This window comes from Streptomyces sp. NPDC048504, assembly GCF_043200035.1.
GTDB lineage: Bacteria > Actinomycetota > Actinomycetes > Streptomycetales > Streptomycetaceae > Streptomyces.
On record NZ_JBICXA010000001.1, the window covers coordinates 442978 to 459974 of the forward strand.

The following is a 16997-nucleotide window of genomic DNA, read 5'->3' on the forward strand; positions in this document are numbered from 1 at the left end:
TTGTTCCCAAGCTTGTTACGGTCTGATCGTGTTATTCATACTGAATTGGTACATCTGCGTCTAATTTGGATTCGTGCTCTACGGGATTCTCGCCGCCACGACCGCCCTGCTCCTCGCCGCCGTCCTCGCCGCCCTGCTCCGGGTGCCCGCCCTCAAGGCCGGCCTCGTAGACCGGCGGCGCCGGACGCGACCGGTGCCGCTGCTCGGGGGACTGGCCGTCGTGCTCGCCGTCGTATCGGTGACCTGGGCGTGCGACTGGACCGGCGTCGCGCCCCTCGGTGACGGGGTCGGCGGACTGCTGGGCGCCGGGTCCGCCGTGGCCGTGCTCGGGCTCGTCGCCGATGTGTGGCGGCTGAAGACGCGGTTCCTCGTCCTCGGTACGGCTGTCGCGGCGGCCTGTGTCGTGCCGTACGGGGAGATCGGGGTGCCCGGCGGGCTGCTGGCGGCGGTCTGGATCGTGTTCGTCGCCGGTGCCTTCAAGGGGCTCGATCACGCAGACGGGCTGGCCGGGACCGTGGGGGTGGTCACCGCCTTCGGGGTCGGGGCCTGTGCCGCGATGGAAGTGATGGACGGGTTCGCGGTGTTGCTCAGTGTGCTGGCCGCCGCGCTCACCGGGTTCCTGATGCACAACTGGCATCCCGCGCGGATCGCGCTCGGCGCGTGCGGGTCGCTGTTCACGGGGTTCGTGCTCGCCTCGGCCGCCGTGGTCACGCAGGTGGGGCGCGGGTTCGCGTCCAGTGCGGGGGTGTTGTTCGCGCTGACCGCGGTCGCCAGTGCCGATGCCGTACTGGTGCTGCTGTCGCGACGGCTGGCCGGGCGGGCGTTGTTGCGGGGAGGGCCCGATCATCTCGCCCATCGGCTGCGGCGGTTGGGGCTCACTCCGCAAGGAGCGGTGGTGGTCCTGGGGGTCGGCGGGTTCTCCGGAGTGCTCGTCGGGGTGCTCGTGCACAACGGGTGGGTGGGCGAATCCGCCGTCGTGTGGGTGGCGGGCGCGGCCCTGGTCGTCGTGTTCGGACTGCTTAAAGTCACTGTCTACGGGGTGCGGCGTGCCGCGTCCACGCAGGTCAGGGGCCAGTTGCGTGTAAGGAACGGATAAGAGTTGAGCCTGGTCGACTCAGCTCTGTTGACCCAGCGGTGAGTGTCGTGCACACTTGAGTCCGTTCCACTCAAGTCATTGCTGGAGGAATCAACCATGGCACGTGCGGTCGGCATCGACCTGGGCACGACTAACTCCGTCGTCAGCGTTCTTGAAGGCGGCGAGCCCACCGTCATCACCAACGCAGAGGGCGCCAGGACCACGCCGTCCGTCGTCGCCTTCGCCAAGAACGGCGAGGTGCTCGTCGGAGAGGTGGCCAAGCGCCAGGCGGTCACGAACGTTGACCGGACCATCCGTTCCGTGAAGCGCCACATGGGCACGGACTGGAAGATCGAGCTCGACGGGAAGAACTTCAACCCGCAGCAGATGAGCGCCTTCATCCTGCAGAAGCTGAAGCGCGACGCCGAGGCCTACCTGGGCGAGAAGGTCACGGACGCGGTCATCACCGTCCCGGCCTACTTCAACGACTCCGAGCGCCAGGCGACGAAGGAGGCCGGCGAGATCGCGGGCCTGAACGTCCTGCGCATCGTGAACGAGCCGACCGCCGCGGCGCTGGCGTACGGCCTCGACAAGGACGACCAGACGATCCTCGTCTTCGACCTCGGCGGTGGCACCTTCGACGTGTCCCTCCTGGAGATCGGCGACGGCGTCGTCGAGGTGAAGGCCACGAACGGCGACAACCACCTCGGTGGTGACGACTGGGACCAGCGGGTCGTCGACTACCTGGTGAAGCAGTTCGCGTCCGGCCACGGCGTGGACCTGGGCAAGGACAAGATGGCCCTGCAGCGTCTGCGCGAGGCTGCCGAGAAGGCCAAGATCGAGCTGTCGAGCTCCACCGAGACCTCGATCAACCTGCCCTACATCACGGCGTCCGCCGAGGGCCCGCTGCACCTGGACGAGAAGCTCACCCGGGCCCAGTTCCAGCAGCTGACGGCCGACCTGCTGGAGCGCTGCAAGACGCCGTTCCACAACGTCATCAAGGACGCCGGCATCTCCATCAACGAGATCGACCACGTCGTCCTCGTCGGTGGCTCCACCCGTATGCCGGCCGTCGCGGAGATCGTGCGCGAGCTGACCGGCGGCAAGGACGCCAACAAGGGCGTCAACCCGGACGAGGTCGTCGCCATCGGCGCGTCCCTCCAGGCCGGTGTCCTCAAGGGCGAGGTCAAGGACGTCCTGCTCCTCGACGTGACCCCGCTGTCCCTCGGCATCGAGACCAAGGGAGGGATCATGACCAAGCTCATCGAGCGCAACACCACGATCCCGACCAAGCGGTCCGAGATCTTCACCACCGCCGAGGACAACCAGCCCTCCGTGCAGATCCAGGTCTACCAGGGCGAGCGCGAGATCGCGGCGTACAACAAGAAGCTCGGGATGTTCGAGCTGACCGGTCTGCCGCCGGCCCCGCGCGGTGTCCCGCAGATCGAGGTCTCCTTCGACATCGACGCCAACGGCATCATGCACGTCACGGCCAAGGACCTCGGCACCGGCAAGGAGCAGAAGATGACCGTCACCGGCGGCTCCTCGCTGCCGAAGGACGAGGTCGACCGCATGCGCCAGGAGGCCGAGCAGTACGCGGACGAGGACCACCGCCGCCGCGAGGCCGCCGAGTCCCGCAACCAGGGCGAGCAGCTCGTCTACCAGACGGAGAAGTTCCTCAAGGACAACGAGGACAAGGTCCCCGGCGAGGTCAAGACCGAGGTCGAGGCCGCCGTCGAGGAGCTGAAGGCCGCGCTCAAGGGTGAGGACACCGCCGAGATCCGCACCGCCACCGAGAAGGTCGCCGCGGTCTCGCAGAAGGTCGGCCAGGCCATGTACGCCGACGCCCAGGCCACGCAGGCCGCGGGCGGCGACGCCCCGGGCGCCGAGGCTCCCAAGGCGGACGACGACGTGGTGGACGCCGAGATCGTGGACGACGAGCGCAAGGACGGTGCCGCGTGACGGAGGAGACCCCGGGCTTCGACGAGAAGCCCGACGTCCCCTCCGGCGCCACCCCCGAAGACGCCGAGCCGAAGGCCGCCTCCCCCTCCACGGGGGAGGGGGCGGCCCCGGCAGGGGACGCAAGTGCACAGATCGCCGGTCTGACGGCCCAGCTGGACCAGGTGCGCAAGGCGCTCGAAGAGCGCACCGCGGACCTCCAGCGGCTCCAGGCCGAGTTCCAGAACTACCGCCGCCGGGTCGAGCGGGACCGCATCGCGGTCAAGGAGATCGCCGTGGCGAACCTCCTGACCGAGCTGATGCCCACGCTCGACGACATCGGCCGCGCGCGGGAACACGGTGAACTCGTCGGCGGTTTCAAGTCGGTGGCCGAGTCGCTGGAGACCGCCGCGGCGAAGATGGGACTGCAGCAGTTCGGCAAGGAGGGCGAGCCCTTCGACCCGACGATCCACGAGGCCCTGATGCACTCGTACGCGCCGGACGTCACGGAGACGACCTGCGTGGCGATCCTGCAGCCCGGGTATCGCATCGGCGAGCGCACCATCCGCCCCGCGCGGGTGGCGGTCGCGGAGCCGCAGCCCGGCGCCGCGCAGACCGGCAAGGCGGAGTCCTCGGACGCCGCCGAGACCGCGGACGACGACAAGGAGAGCGGTGGCCCGGACGAGGGCTGACATCGCAACCCACGGGACCCGCAAGGGGAGTAGCACCAAAGGAAAGGAGGGACGTCGAGGATGAGCACCAAGGACTTCATCGAGAAGGACTACTACAAGGTCCTCGGCGTCCCCAAGGACGCCACCGAGGCCGAGATCAAGAAGGCGTACCGGAAGCTCGCCCGCGAGTTCCACCCGGACGCCAACAAGGGCAACGCCAAGGCCGAGGAGCGCTTCAAGGAGATCTCCGAGGCCAACGACATCCTCGGTGACCCCAAGAAGCGCAAGGAGTACGACGAGGCCCGCGCACTGTTCGGCAACGGCGGCTTCCGCCCGGGGCCGGGCGGCGCGGGCGGCGGCAACTTCAACTTCGACCTGGGCGACCTCTTCGGAGGCGGCGCCCAGGGCGGAGGCGCCGGGGGTGCCGGCGGCTTCGGCGGCGGGATCGGTGACGTCTTCGGGGGCCTGTTCAACCGCGGCGGCACGGGCACGACCCGTACGCAGCCCAGGCGCGGCCAGGACATCGAGTCCGAGGTCACGCTCAGCTTCACGGAGGCCATCGAAGGAGCCACGGTCCCGCTGCGGATGTCCTCGCAGCAGCCCTGCAAGGCCTGTTCGGGCACCGGCGACAAGAACGGCACACCGCGCGTGTGCCCGACCTGCGTCGGCACCGGCCAGGTGGCGCGCGGCTCCGGCGGCGGCTTCTCGCTCACGGACCCGTGCCCGGACTGCAAGGGCCGCGGCCTGATCGCCGAGCACCCGTGCATCGAGTGCAAGGGCAGCGGGCGCGCCAAGTCCTCCCGGACCATGCAGGTCCGGATCCCCGCGGGGGTCACGGACAGCCAGCGCATCCGGCTCCGCGGCAAGGGCGCACCGGGCGAACGGGGCGGTCCCGCAGGCGACTTGTACGTCATGGTGCACGTCGACGCGCACCCCGTGTTCGGCCGCAAGGACGACAACCTCACGGTGACGGTCCCGGTGACGTTCGCCGAGGCGGCACTGGGCGGCGAGGTCAGGGTGCCCACCCTGGGCGGGCCCCCGGTGACGCTGAAGCTGCCCCCGGGCACGCCCAACGGCCGGACAATGCGCGCCCGCGGCAAGGGCGCGGTCCGCAAGGACGGCACCCGGGGCGATCTCCTCGTCACGGTCGAGGTGAGTGTCCCGAAGGACGTCACGGGGAATGCTCGTGACGCACTGGAGGCGTATCGAGAGGCGACCGCGGGCGAGGACCCGCGGGCGGAGCTGTTCCAGGCCGCGAAGGGAGCATGAGAGTGATGGACGGCCGTCGACGCAACCCGTACGAGCTGACCGAGGAGACCCCGGTCTACGTCATCTCGGTGGCGGCCCAGCTCTCCGGCCTGCACCCGCAGACGCTGCGCCAGTACGACCGCCTCGGCCTGGTCTCCCCGGACCGCACGGCCGGGCGCGGCCGGCGCTACTCGGCCCGCGACATCGAACTGCTGCGCACCGTCCAGCAGTTGTCGCAGACCGAGGGCATCAACCTGGCCGGCATCAAGCGCATCATCGAGCTGGAGAACCAGGTCGTCGCGCTCCAGCAGCGTGTCGCCGAGCTCCAGTCGGCGGTCGAGGGCGCGGCGGCCACGATGCAGCAGCGCGAGGCCGCGGTGCACGCGTCGTACCGGCGCGACCTGGTCCCGTACCAGGAGGTCCAGCAGACCAGCGCGCTGGTGGTGTGGCGGCCGAAGCGGCAGCAGTCTTCGGACTGACGTCCACGTACATGTGAAGGGGCCCGGAGACCGATGTCTCCGGGCCCCTTCGCGCGCGTCGAGTGATGAGGCGGTGCCCCTGGACTCGTTGCCCGCCTGTCGCGGGCGGAACCGAAGTCCCGCGTCACGCTCCGGCGACGGCCGTCGTGTGTCTGGCTGGGTTCATGCGGTCCCCTGTCGGATCGGTCGCGGCGGCACATGGCCGTTGCCGATCACGACTTGTGAAGACGGGAGTTGGTTGTGCTTATCTTTGCCCGTTCATGAACTCCCGTTGAGTGGAGGGTCCGTAAAGAGCGTTTGGATGGGGTTCCGCAGCGTCTCCACATACCAAACGGAACGTGGCGTTGCCATCTCGTTAAGTAGTTCCGCTTGACGCCGGTGGTCGCGGCCGCGTTGGCTTTTCAGTCACCTGGGTTGCAATGCTGCACCCACGTCCGCACGGCACCAGAAGTGAGCTCCCAATGCGTCGTATCGCCATATCCGTGGCCGCGTCCTCGCTGGCCCTCCCCCTGGCCGCCTGTGGCGTGCTCAACTCGTCGGGGAGCAGCACGGACGCGACTCCGGCGAAGGGCAACGACATCACGGTGGGGGTGCTCATGCCGGAGAAGACGAACACGCGGTACGCGGAGTTCGACTACCCGATCATGAAGGCGAAGATCCAGGAACTCACCGCGAACAAGGGCAAGGCCGAGTACGAGAACGCCGGCGGCGTCGCGGCCACGCAGGACAAGCAGATGCAGAAGATGATCGACGAGAAGGTCGACATCATCGTGCTCGACGCCGTCGACTCGCACGCCATCCGGACCATGGTGAAGAAGGCCAAGACCGCCGGCATCCCGGTCATCGCCTACGACCGGCTGGCCGAGGGCCCGATCGACGCGTACGTCTCCTTCGACGGTGAACTCGTCGGCGAGGTGCAGGGCCGCTCGCTGGTCGAGGCGCTGGGCAGCAACGTGGACACCTCCGACAAGATCGTCATGATCAACGGCTCGCCGACCGACCCCAACGCCGCGGTGTTCAAGGGCGGGGCGCTGTCCGAGCTGCAGGGCAAGGTGACGATCGCCGAGAGCTACAACACCAAGGCCTGGGACCCGGTCATCGCCCAGCAGGAGATGACCGAGGCGATCGGAAAGCTCGGCAAGAACAACATCGCCGCGGTGTACTCCGCCAACGACGCGATGGCCGGCGGCATCATCAAGGCCCTGAAGGCGTCGGGCCTGACGAAGATCCCGCCCGTCACCGGCCAGGACGCCGAACTCACCGCCGTGCAGCGGATCGTCACCGGCGAGCAGTACATGAGCGTCTACAAGCCGTACCCCGACCTCGCCGAGGCCGCCGCGAAGATCGCGGTCGCCAAGGTCCAGGGCAGGGACATCGAGTTCGACGCCCTGACCCGTGACACGGTCGACAGCCCAACGAACAAGAAGATCCCCTCGCAGCTGGTGTCCGTGGTCGCGCTGACGCAGGACAACATCAAGACGACGGTGGTCGCGGACGGGATCTACAAGATCTCCGACATCTGCACGGCCGACTACAAGTCCGCGTGCTCGTCCATCGGACTGAAGTAGGCCGGCTGAAGCAGATCGGCTCCGGCCGGGCGCCTCGACGGTGTCCGGGACGCCGTAGCCGCCCGCGTACGCGACTCCGGCGGCGGGTACCTCGCCGGACTCAGCCGCGGGACTTGAGGTGCCGCAGCAGGGCGGCGAGGCCCTCGGGGGCGGCGGCGAGGGTGACGTCCGGGGTGTCGCTCTCGCGGAGGCGGATCGTTTTGTCGGGGGCGGTGGCGACGTAGAGGCACTCGCCCTCGGGGCCGCCGCTGAAGGTCGACTTCTGCCAGGCGAGTTCAGTCATCGGGGCCTCCCTAGAGGGTGTAGAGCACATGCTGGATGAGTGCCAGCGAGTCCTTCACCGAGTGTGTTTCCGGGGCCAACGATACGTCGACGGGGGCGAGGGCGTTCTCCGACAGGTACCGGAACAGCGCTTCGTACCGGGCCAGGCTCTGCCTGTCGCCCAAGTATGTGAGGCCGAGGGGTAGTTCGAGCAGTACGGTGCCCAACTCCGGAACGTCTGGGACGGCGTGGACGAAGTTGCCGCTGAGGGCGGGGTGTGCCTGGGCGGTGAACGGATAGATCTGGATGGTGACGTTGGGCAGCCGCGCCAGTTCGATGAGGTGCAGCAACTGCTCTCGGACCACGTTGACTCCGCCGAACCGCAGGTGCAGAGCGGACTCGTGGATCACGGCATGCACAGTGGGCGGGTTCTCGCGGGTGAGTACCCGCTGTCGCTCCATACGGAACTCCAGGGCGCCTTCGCTTCGTTCAAAGCCCAGGCCGGGAGTGGCGAAGATGGCTCGGGCGTAGTCGGCCGTCTGGAAGAGCCCCGGGATCAACATCGACTGGTGCATTCGAAGGGCCGTGCAACTCGCTTCCAGCTCGGCCGTGTTGAGCGCGTCCAGGCTGCGGCGCTTCTTGTAGGCGCTCCACCAGCCCTTGCCGGTCGCCTCGGACATGGCGACCAAGGCCTCGATATATGCCTTATCTGTACAACCGTAGAGGTCGCAGAGCTCACGGAGTCGTGGGGTCAGGACGGTGGTCTTGCCCGTCTCGATCTGGCTCAGCTGAACGCGGCCCATGCCGATCCGCTCGGCTGCTTCACCGCCCGCCAACCCTGCCTGTTCGCGCAGGTGTTTGAGCTCGAAGCCGAGTCGCCGCTGGCGCTCGCTGATTGTGGTGCGTAGTCCCACGCGTCTCTCCTCGTCGGCGTATCCAAAGTCTGCCCTGGCGGTGGGAGTTGGTCCACCGATTCGGCGATTAGGTTGTTAATGAAATACCTTGCGCGCTACCTTGAGTGCGGCATCGGTCACGCACCGAAACCGCTCAACTCCCCCTGCCCATAAGCCGACAGAGCACCCGCGCCCCGCGGGCGACGCCATCGCCGGGCTCGGACCCCTCACAGACAGGAGTCGTCCTCATGGACCCGGCCCGCCGCGCACCCCACCGCCTCGCCCAACTCACCCACGACTACAGCCTCTTCGCCCCCGCCGACGCCACCGCACCCCGCGTCTGCAGGGACTTCGTACGCGCCGTCCTCTTCACCCACGACCGCGAACCCCTCGTCATGCCGGCGGCGTTGTGCACCTCGGAACTCGTCACCAACGTCCACCTGCACACGAAGGGTTCCGCGATGATCCGCCTCCGGCTCGGCCCGGGCCGTCTCCGGGTCAGCGTCTTCGACGAGAGTCCGGACCCGCCGGTCGTCACCCGTTCCGCAGCCGGGGCGATCGCGTGCTGGGGGCGGGGGGCTCGCCCTCGTCGAGGAGATGGCGGACACGTGGGGCGTCGCGGGCGAGAGGGCGGGGCGGTTCGCTAAGGGAGTGTGGTTCGAGCTGGGCGGGGGCGGTGGATCGTTTTTTCCTCGCTCGAACGGGTGAGCCCAAGGGATCTCTCCTGGTCAGGCCCATCGCCGCACTACCGTGATCGCGTTGCTTGTGCCCAGAGCACACCCAGCCCACACTTGAGGAGGAGGTGCCACCTTGACCGCGCTCGCACATGAGAGGCCCGAGACCATGTCCGACGCTCAGGCTGAATTCCTGAACATGTCCGACCCGGACGAGGGCCTGTGGCAGGTCTGGAAGGCCATGGAACTCCCCGAGGGCTACCGCGCCGAGATCATCGAGGGAGCCATCGAGGTGTCGCCCACAGGTCGCCGTTCGCACGGCCAGATCGCCAATCGCGTGCGCAGGGCCCTGGACAAGTTCCTGGACGGAAGCGAGTACGCCTGCCATCAGGATGTGAACCTGATCCACAAGCGCAAGGCGTGGATCCCGGATGCCTTCGTAGCCCCGGAGGATACGGAGCCATGCGGTGACGAGGAAGACATGGGGGTCAGGGCCGACTCGGTGCACATAGTCATCGAAGTCGTCTCCCCCGGCAAGACCGACCAGGACCGCGACCGCATCCGCAAGCGCCGCGAGTACGCCCGCGCCGGCATCCCCATGTACGTCCTCATCGACGACTACGACGGTCAGGGCGCCGTGACCCTCTTCACCGGCCCCCGCCCCGACAAGGCCGACTGGGAGGACATCCACCGCGTCCCCTACGGCACCGAGGTCACCATCCCCGAAGGCCCCGCCAAGGGCTTCCTGATCGGCGAGGCGATCACCGGCCCCAAGCGGGGCTGAGACGGGGCGGCTCGGACTACGCCACCCGCGTGAACTCCACCGTCACCTCCGGCGGTCCGCCCGCCACCCCCCGGTAGATCCCCTTGTGCGGAGTCACGTCGTCGTAGTCACGCCCCCGCCCGACCACCACATGGGACTCGTCGGGCCGGGTCCGGTTGGTGGGGTCGTAGCCGCACCAGTCGCCGGCCCAGTACTCGATCCAGGCGTGGCTCTGGCCGGCCACCGGGCGGTGCAGCTCCGCCTCGCGCTCGGGGTGGAGATAGCCGGAGACGTAGCGCGTGGGCAGACCGAGCCCCCGCAGCAGGGCGATGGTCACATGGGCGATGTCCTGGCATACGCCGGCGCCCTGTTCCCAGGCCTCGGTGGCCGACGTGTTCACGCCGGTGACGCCGGGGAGGTAGGCCACCCGGTCGGCGACCAGCGCGGAGACCGCGATCGCCGTCCCGTGCGGGTCGAGTCCTGCGGCCGCCTTGCGGGCCTTCTTCAGCAGCTTGGGCGGGACCGTCGTACGGACCGTGGGGCCGATGAACTCCAACAGGCGTGAGTTCGTGGTCCGTTCGGTCACCTCCTGCCAGGCGGGGGAGGGGCCGAGCGGCTCCGGCGGGGACGTCTCGACCAGGCTCGACGCGGTGATCGTGAGGTCCGCGTGCGGGTCCATCAGGTCGAAGCCGGTGACCTGGGTGCCCCAGTAGTCCCAGTACGACCAGGTGGGGGTCGTGGGGTTGACGGTCACCCGCGCGTCCAGTGTCGTCTGGCCGGGGAGCGTGAGCGGGGTCATCCTCACCTCGTTGTGGGAAGACACCGCCGCCTGGGCGTACGACACGCGGGTGGTGTGGCGGATGCGAAGCCTACGGGTCATCTCAGGCTCCTTCCTGGGCCCACTCGACGGGCCCCTGGTACGGGAAGAACAACTCCGCGACCGCCTCCGCCGAGTCCATGCAGGCGTGCTGCAAGTCCTTGAGGAGGGCGGGCAGTTGCTCTTCCAAGGCGTGCGAGTCCAGGTATTCGAGACGGGTGCGGAGGCGGCCGATGGGGCGGCGCGCGGGGTCCTGGCGTTGGCGGCCGAGCGCGGTGAGGCACTCCTCGGCCGTCGTCAGCGCGTGCAGCGCCGAGCGCGGGAAGTCCCGGTCCAGCAGCAGGAATTCGGCCACGCGCGGGGTGTCCCCGAAGCCGCCGTACACGCGCGCGTACGCCTCGTCGGCGCCCGAAGCGCTCAGCAGCGTCGGCCAGTCGGGCGCGTGCGCCGCGTCCAGCACCCGTACCGACAGCAGCCGTACGGTCATGTCCACCCGTTCAAGGCTGCGGCCGAGGACGACGAAACGCCAGCTGTCGTCGCGGCTCATCGTGGAGTCGGCGAGGCCGAAGAACAACGCGGCGCGTCTGCGCACGAGTTCGAGATACGCGTAGGGGCCCGTACGGCGGGCCGCGAGGCGTTGGTCGGCCAGGGCGTGCCAGGTGGAGTTGAGGCACTCCCACATCTCCGAGGAGACGGCTTCCCGGGCGCTGCGGGCGTTGAGGCGGGCGGCGCCGAGCGCGCCCTCGATGGAACAGGTGGACCGGGCGTCGAAGGCGAGCTGGTCCAACACCTGCTGCATGTCGACGCGTTCGCCGCCCGCGTCGACCCCGAGGATCGCGTACAGCGACCGGCAGGCCACGTCCTCGTCGCGCCAGGGGTCCTCCAGCAGTCGGTGCAGATAGGCGTCGAGGATGCGCCCGGTGTTGTCGGCGCGCTCGACATAACGGCCCGTCCACGTCAGGGCCTCGGCTATCCGGGAGAGGATCACGTCGTTCACTGCTGCTGCGCCCCTTCCTGTGCGGCCGTGGGGTTGCCGTCGGGGCCGAGCTGGCGGGGTGCCACCTCGGGCAGTTCGCCGTCCAGGGGCATCTGCCCGGGCTGTTCGGCGGGGCCCTCCGCGAGCACCCAGGTGTCCTTGGAGCCGCCGCCCTGGCTGGAGTTGACGATCAGGTTGCCCTCCTGGAGGGCGACGCGGGTGAGGCCGCCGGGCAGCACCCAGACGTCGGTGCCGTCGTTCACGGCGAACGGGCGCAGGTCGATGTGGCGCGGTGCCATGCGTTCGCCCGCGAGGGTGGGGGAGGTGGACAGGGCGACCGGGCGCTGGGCGATCCAGCCGCGCGGGTCGGCGGCGACGGCTTTGCGAGTGCGTTCGAGGGTCTTCGCGTCCGCCTTGGGACCGATGACGATGCCCATGCCGCCCGCGCCGTCCACGGGCTTCACGACCAGCTGGCCGATCTGGTCGAGGACCGCCTCCAACTGGCCCGGCTCGTCGGGGCGGTAGGACTCCACGTTGGGGAGAATCGGTTCCTCTGAGAGGTAGTAGCGGATGAGGTCGGGGACGTAGGTGTAGAGGAGCTTGTCGTCGGCGATCCCGTTGCCGACCGCGTTCGCGAGTGTGACGTTCCCGGCCTGCGCGGCGTTCATGATGCCGGGGCAGCCGATCACCGAGTCGGGGCGGAAGTGCAGCGGGTCGAGGAAGTCGTCGTCGAGCCGCCGGTATACGACATGGACGGGCACCTCGCCGCGCGTGGTCCGCATCCACACCCGGTTGTTGCGGCAGGTGAGGTCGTGTCCCACCACCAGCTGCACACCCATCAGCCGGGCGAGCAGGGCGTGTTCGAAGTAGGCGGCGTTCCCCGGTCCCGGGGTGAGGACCACGACCCGGGGGTCCTGCGTCCCGGCGGGCGCGGCGGCCCGGAGGGCGGAGAGCAGCTTCTGCGCGTACCCGTCGACGGGGACCACGTGCTGCTCGGCGAAGAGGGAGGGGAAGATCCGCGTCATCGCGCGCCGGTTCTCGATGACGTACGACACTCCACTCGGCACCCGCACGTTGTCCTCCAGCACCCGGATGTCGCCGGCCTCGTCGCGCACGAGGTCGATGCCGGCGACGTGGATGCGGACCCCGCCCGGTGGCTCGACTCCTTGCGCGGCCCGATGGAAATGGGCCGAGTTGAGGAGCAGCCGCCAGGGCACGACACCGTCCTCGAAGGCACGGCAGTGGGAGTAGGCGTCGGAGAGATAGGCCTCCAGGGCCCGCACTCTCTGCGCCACCCCGCGCTGGATGAGATCCCACTCCAGCGCGTCGATGATCCGGGGCACCAGGTCCAGGGGCCAGGGCCGTTCCTCGCCCGCGAAGGCGTAGGTCACGCCGCGGTCGGTGAACGCGCGGGCCATCTGGTCCGCGCGGAAGCGCAGTTCACTCGGCTCGATGGGCTGGAGTGCCGCCAGTACCGGCTCGTAGGCGGTTCTGACCTCACCCGGCCGCACAAACATCTCGTCCCACGCATCGGCCAATGCGTATGCGTCAAATATGTCCGCCATGAGGGGACGTTAAGTGCGATACGTAACACGGCGATCTCTGAGTGATTTCCGGCAGCTCACGCGAAAAGTGATACGGCGAGGGACTCGGTGCTACTGGCCGGACACCCCCCAGCTTGTTGCAAGGCGAGGCACGGAGGCCGGTAGATAGCGGTTGATATCGGCGGTTTTCGGGGGCTGTTCGAGGGGGAGCCGTGTTGCGGAGCAGGACCGGTCCGCGCATAGTTGCGCTGCAAAGAGCCGGGAACCGGGGGTGGGATGGGCGATGGCCGGGCACGGGACGGACGAGCATCCACACGGTGCTGACCGACTCTGCGACGCCGGGGACCGCGTGTACTCCCGGGCCGTACGGCGGGGCCGTGTACCGCGCACGGACGCCGAACCGGTGCCGTGCCTGCTGGAGCTGGCCCTCCTCCACCCCGACCCCGACGACATGGACTGGCTGGTCCCCACCGCCCCGCAGGAGGTCATGACCCGGCTGCTGCGCGGGGTCTACGACGAGGTCAGCGAGAGCCACCGGCGGGTGGGTTCGGCGGTCGCCGCCTTCGAGTGGTACGCCGGTCTCGGCCGCCGTATCCAGGCGTCCGCGATGGCGTCGGCGACGCTGGAGGGCGGCGCCGCGATCCGCGTCCTGGACGGCCTGTCCCGGATCCAGGCGGCGATGGACGACGCGACGGAGGCCTGCACCAGCGAGGTCCTCACCGTCCAGCCCGGCGGCATCCGCCGCGAGCCGGAACTCACGGAGGGCCTGCACCGGGCGCTCGCCCTGCGCGCCCGCGGGGTACGGATGCGCGACCTGTACACCCACGTGGCCCGGCACGGTCAAGGCCTGCTCAACTACCTGGAGTTGATGGGCGACACGGTGGAGGCGAGGACGCTCGACGAGGTCGTCGACCGCCTGATCCTCTTCGACCGCACCGTCGCCTTCATCCCCGCCAACGCCGACCACACGATGGCCCTGGAACTGCGCCACCCGGCGCTGATCGACTACTTCGTCACGGTCTTCGACCGCCTGTGGCGCCTCGCGATCCCGGTCGCGGCCGCCCTGCCGGACACCGGCATCGAGGGCATCTCGCACCGCGAACAGTCCATCGCCGCCCTGCTCGCGGACGGCCACCAGGACGCGGTGATCGCGGAACGGCTCGGCATCAGCGTGCGGACGTGCCGCGCCCACATCGCCCGCCTGTCGGAGACCCTGGGCGCGGCGAGCCGTACCCAACTGGGCGTGCGCATAGCCCAAGCCGGCCTGGACGGCGCCCCGTCCCGCCTGCCGGACGTCCCCGTCCAGCTCACCCCGGCGGATCGAGAATCCCCGACTGCCCGATGAGATAGCCGAGTTGGGCCCGGCTCTCGCTGCCGAGGGTGGCGGCGAGTTTGGCTATGTGGACGCGGGCGGTGCGGATGTTCATGCCGAGGCGGTCGGCTATGACGGCGTCGGTGTGGCCCTCTATGAGGAGGGCGGCTATGGCTCTCTGGCGGGCGGTGATGCCGTTGAGGGACGGTTGCCGGACCGCTTGCGGGTACAGGGGGGTGGCCAGCCGCCACAGTCGGTCGAAGGTGGTGGCGAAGTACTCCACCAGGGCCGGGTGGCGGATTTCGAGGGCGAGGGTGCGGTCCTTGTTGGCGGGGACGAAGGCGACCGTGCGGTCGACGATGATGGTGCGCTCGGTGACCTCGTCCAGCGTGCGGGCCTGGGTGTCGCCGGTCAGCTGCTCGTAACGGGCGAAGACGAGCGGCAGGTGCCGCTGGGTGTGCTGGTAGAGGGTGCGGATGCTGGCGCCGCGGTCCAGCACGGCCTGGTCGCGGCTCAGGGCGACGGCCTGGGCCGTCTCGCCCTGCCGCGTGTGGTAGTTGGAGTTGGGCTGGATGCAGAGAAGTTCGTGCGTCGCCTCGGCCATGGCGTCCTCGATGGCCTGGTTGATGCGTTCCTTGTCACCGAGGACCGTGATCATCGGGGTGTCCGTGGCCGCCGTACGGGAGCCGTCGAGCTGGAGCAGCGGTCCGAAGACGGTCTCCAGGCGCTCCTCGCGGCGGCGCTCGTCCGCGATGCGCTCCGCCGACTTCCGCAGCAGCCGGTGGAGCACCGCGCCGGGCGCGACCGGCCGCAGCCAGCGCGGGTCCTCGATGTCGGGCCGCAGCAGTCCGAGGCCGGTCAGGCAGGGTGCCTCGTCCGCACCCTCGACACGCACTCGCCCGTCGCGCAGCGCGCGGACGTACAGGCTCAGGCCCGGCGCACAGAGATCCTCCGCCCCGTGCGTGTGCGCTCCGGTCACGGGTGGCTGTCTCCTCCGTGGGTCGAGTGATCCTGGTTCAGCATCCCCGACTGGGCTATGAGGAAGCCGAGCTGGGCGCGGCTGCCGCTGCCCAGAGCCGTCGCGAGCTTGGCTATGTGGGCGCGGCAGGTACGGACGTTCATGCCCAGGCGCCGGGCGATCGCCTCGTCGACGTGGCCCTCGATGAGGAGCTTGGCGATGGAGTGCTGGATGTCGGTGATGCCGTCGGGGTCGGTCTCGTAGGGAGTGCCGGCGCTCAGCGGCACCGCGCGGCCCCACATGAACTCGAAGACCTTGACCAGGTAGCGGACGAGACCGGGGTGCCGGAGTTCCAGGGCCACCTGCCGGTCGTCGCGGATGGGGATGAAGGCCACGGTCTCGTCGCAGATGATGAGGCGCTCGACGAGTTCGTCGATGGTGCGGTACTCCACCTTGCCGTCGGCGAACTGGTCCACGTAGGCCAGCCGGTCGGGGCTGTACCTGGCCGTGTGCTGGTAGAGGGTCCGGATCCGCACTCCGCGTTCGGCCATGGGCTTGTCGCGCTCCAAGGCCTCCAGAAGCCTGTTCTCGGGGCTGCGGTGGCCGCTCGGCTGGACGGTGAGCATCTCGGTCTGGCACTGGGAGGTCGCGAGGTCGAGCGCCGCGTTGATGCGGTCGAGGCCCTCCAGCACCGTGATCGAGTGGGCGGGGGCCGTCTCCTGGGCGCTGAGCGCCATGAACGGTTCGAAGACCTCGGCGAGCGAGATCGACAGCCTCCGCTGCTCGGTGATCTCCCGCTCAATGGGATTGAGCCGTTGGGCCAGAGCGACGGACGGCGGAAGCGGAAGCAGCCAGTTCGCGTCGTCAGGATCGGGATGAAGAAGGGCAAATTCCATCAGGCAGGGCGCGGGTTCGACCTCCCCCCGCGAGATGCGGCCTGTACGCAGGGCGTTCGCGTAGAGACGGTTACCCTCCTCACACAGTTCGGTCACCGTGTGGGGATGTGTCGCCTTAGTCCCGTTTGTCACCAAATCTCCACCCCCCAGGGTCCTGAACATGCAGGAACATGATGCACCGATCGTGTGGCCATGACGTGCCTGAATAAGCCATCGTCTTACAGGACGGGGGAAGAGGGGACCTTCAAGTGAGGACGAAGCCGACTATGCGTAACAGAATGCTTCGCTCGGTGCTTGTCGCCGCCTTCTCCGCCGTTGTGGCCTTCGGAACGCTGGCCGGCCTCTCCGGTGTGAGGAGCGACGCGCACAGAGCGGGTAGTGGCCAGTCTGTGACTGTCGCGGCCGACACCGACGAAACACTCGTGTACCCCCTTGACAGCAGGTGGGACTGAATACGATGACGACCCCACCCGACGACCGCAGCTTCCGCCGGGAAATGGCCACGGCCTACCGCTCCGGCTGGCACTTCATCGACCTGGCCACCGCCATCCCCCACAGCGGTGACTCGCTCATGGTGACCGTGTTCGGTGAGCCGGTCGTCGTGACGCGGGACGAGGACGAGGACGTACGGGCGTACCGGTGTCTGCGGCGGCCTCGGGGGGCGCCGCAGCCAGTGCGATGTGCCATCCGGTACGGAATGATCTTTGTGAATCTTGACCAGCGAGACCACCGGCTGGTGGGAACGGATGCCCCCGACGTCCAGACCATCTCAGCCACCCCCCGCAGTGCCTGACGCGATTCCCCCGTCGTAAAAGATCGCTCAGGTGCTTCCCCCCGCAGCGGGGGGGGGGGGGGGGGGGGGGGGGGGGGGGGGGGGGGGGGGGGGGGGGGGTGGGGGGGGGGGGGGGGGGCGGCGGGGGGGCG

18 protein-coding genes are annotated in these 16997 nt (G+C 69.0%); 11 read left to right on the forward strand and 7 right to left on the reverse strand.

Going from position 1 to position 16997, the window contains the following annotated elements; genetic code table 11:
- Positions 1-73 precede the first annotated feature (73 nt).
- The 6 genes from ACGFY9_RS02070 to ACGFY9_RS02095 all read left to right on the forward strand — a co-directional run bounded on the left by ACGFY9_RS02070 (position 74) and on the right by ACGFY9_RS02095 (position 6979).
- Complete coding sequence (locus ACGFY9_RS02070) at positions 74-1096, forward strand: MraY family glycosyltransferase (protein WP_393751003.1); 1023 nt, start codon at positions 74-76, stop codon at positions 1094-1096.
- A 96-nt stretch (positions 1097-1192) separates the two neighbouring features.
- Positions 1193-3037 (forward strand): molecular chaperone DnaK, encoded by a 1845-nt coding sequence (gene dnaK, locus ACGFY9_RS02075; protein ID WP_393751005.1) that lies wholly within the window; start codon positions 1193-1195, stop codon positions 3035-3037.
- Positions 3034-3705: a nucleotide exchange factor GrpE gene (gene grpE, locus ACGFY9_RS02080; RefSeq protein WP_393751007.1), complete on the forward strand. Its 672-nt coding sequence runs from the start codon at positions 3034-3036 to the stop codon at positions 3703-3705. Before dnaK ends, grpE begins: the two co-directional genes overlap by 4 nt.
- A 60-nt stretch (positions 3706-3765) precedes the next feature.
- Positions 3766-4953, forward strand: coding sequence for a molecular chaperone DnaJ (gene dnaJ, locus ACGFY9_RS02085; protein WP_393751009.1), 1188 nt, complete (start codon positions 3766-3768; stop codon positions 4951-4953).
- Between the two features lie 5 nt (positions 4954-4958).
- Entirely contained in the window at positions 4959-5411 is a 453-nt protein-coding gene (locus tag ACGFY9_RS02090; RefSeq protein ID WP_033284884.1) for a heat shock protein transcriptional repressor HspR, read from the forward strand.
- Positions 5412-5872: 461 nt separating this feature from the next.
- The gene (locus ACGFY9_RS02095) at positions 5873-6979 is read left to right on the forward strand and encodes a substrate-binding domain-containing protein (RefSeq protein WP_393751011.1); all 1107 of its coding nucleotides are present in this window, start codon (positions 5873-5875) and stop codon (positions 6977-6979) included.
- 100 nt (positions 6980-7079) lie between these two features.
- On the opposite strand, the gene ACGFY9_RS02100 is transcribed toward ACGFY9_RS02095, so the two are convergent.
- Positions 7080-7262 (reverse strand): DUF397 domain-containing protein, encoded by a 183-nt coding sequence (locus ACGFY9_RS02100; protein ID WP_393751013.1) that lies wholly within the window; start codon positions 7260-7262, stop codon positions 7080-7082.
- A 10-nt stretch (positions 7263-7272) separates the two neighbouring features.
- Positions 7273-8154 carry a helix-turn-helix domain-containing protein gene (locus ACGFY9_RS02105; RefSeq protein ID WP_393751015.1) on the reverse strand — a complete coding sequence of 294 codons (882 nt, stop codon included), beginning with the start codon at positions 8152-8154 and terminating at the stop codon, positions 7273-7275.
- A 227-nt stretch (positions 8155-8381) separates the two neighbouring features.
- Between ACGFY9_RS02105 and ACGFY9_RS02110 the strand changes: the two genes are divergently transcribed.
- Together ACGFY9_RS02110 and ACGFY9_RS02115 are read left to right on the forward strand one after the other, a co-directional pair.
- The gene (locus tag ACGFY9_RS02110) at positions 8382-8780 is read left to right on the forward strand and encodes an ATP-binding protein (RefSeq protein WP_393751017.1); all 399 of its coding nucleotides are present in this window, start codon (positions 8382-8384) and stop codon (positions 8778-8780) included.
- A gap of 163 nt (positions 8781-8943) precedes the next feature.
- The gene (locus ACGFY9_RS02115) at positions 8944-9591 is read left to right on the forward strand and encodes a Uma2 family endonuclease (protein ID WP_393751019.1); all 648 of its coding nucleotides are present in this window, start codon (positions 8944-8946) and stop codon (positions 9589-9591) included.
- Between the two features lie 16 nt (positions 9592-9607).
- Here the strand turns inward: ACGFY9_RS02115 and ACGFY9_RS02120 are convergent, their stop codons facing one another.
- From ACGFY9_RS02120 to ACGFY9_RS02130, 3 genes are read right to left on the reverse strand one after another with little or no spacing between them, the layout of a single operon-like run.
- A complete protein-coding gene (locus ACGFY9_RS02120) occupies positions 9608-10450 on the reverse strand; it encodes a transglutaminase N-terminal domain-containing protein (RefSeq protein WP_393751021.1) in 843 nt (280 codons plus the stop codon).
- A 1-nt stretch (position 10451) separates the two neighbouring features.
- The gene (locus ACGFY9_RS02125) at positions 10452-11384 is read right to left on the reverse strand and encodes an alpha-E domain-containing protein (protein ID WP_388110794.1); all 933 of its coding nucleotides are present in this window, start codon (positions 11382-11384) and stop codon (positions 10452-10454) included.
- Positions 11381-12928, reverse strand: coding sequence for a circularly permuted type 2 ATP-grasp protein (locus ACGFY9_RS02130; RefSeq protein ID WP_393751023.1), 1548 nt, complete (start codon positions 12926-12928; stop codon positions 11381-11383). Before ACGFY9_RS02130 ends, ACGFY9_RS02125 begins: the two co-directional genes overlap by 4 nt.
- Before the next feature lie 262 nt (positions 12929-13190).
- Between ACGFY9_RS02130 and ACGFY9_RS02135 the strand changes: the two genes are divergently transcribed.
- Positions 13191-14252, forward strand: coding sequence for a LuxR C-terminal-related transcriptional regulator (locus tag ACGFY9_RS02135; RefSeq protein WP_393751025.1), 1062 nt, complete (start codon positions 13191-13193; stop codon positions 14250-14252).
- Here the strand turns inward: ACGFY9_RS02135 and ACGFY9_RS02140 are convergent.
- Together ACGFY9_RS02140 and ACGFY9_RS02145 are read right to left on the reverse strand one after the other, a co-directional pair.
- On the reverse strand, positions 14215-15198 hold the full coding sequence (locus tag ACGFY9_RS02140; protein WP_393751026.1) for a helix-turn-helix transcriptional regulator: 984 nt from the start codon (positions 15196-15198) through the stop codon (positions 14215-14217). The two genes, ACGFY9_RS02135 and ACGFY9_RS02140, sit on opposite strands and share 38 nt — an antisense overlap.
- Positions 15195-16235, reverse strand: a complete 1041-nt coding sequence (locus tag ACGFY9_RS02145; RefSeq protein ID WP_393751028.1) for a helix-turn-helix transcriptional regulator — start codon at positions 16233-16235, stop codon at positions 15195-15197. Before ACGFY9_RS02145 ends, ACGFY9_RS02140 begins: the two co-directional genes overlap by 4 nt.
- Positions 16236-16363: 128 nt before the next feature.
- Here ACGFY9_RS02145 and ACGFY9_RS02150 point away from each other — a divergent pair, with 128 nt between their 5' ends.
- Both ACGFY9_RS02150 and ACGFY9_RS02155 read left to right on the forward strand, forming a co-directional pair.
- Positions 16364-16525: a hypothetical protein gene (locus ACGFY9_RS02150; protein ID WP_393751030.1), complete on the forward strand. Its 162-nt coding sequence runs from the start codon at positions 16364-16366 to the stop codon at positions 16523-16525.
- A 5-nt stretch (positions 16526-16530) separates the two neighbouring features.
- A complete protein-coding gene (locus ACGFY9_RS02155) occupies positions 16531-16866 on the forward strand; it encodes a hypothetical protein (protein WP_393751032.1) in 336 nt (111 codons plus the stop codon).
- The last annotated feature ends 131 nt before the right edge of the window (positions 16867-16997 follow it).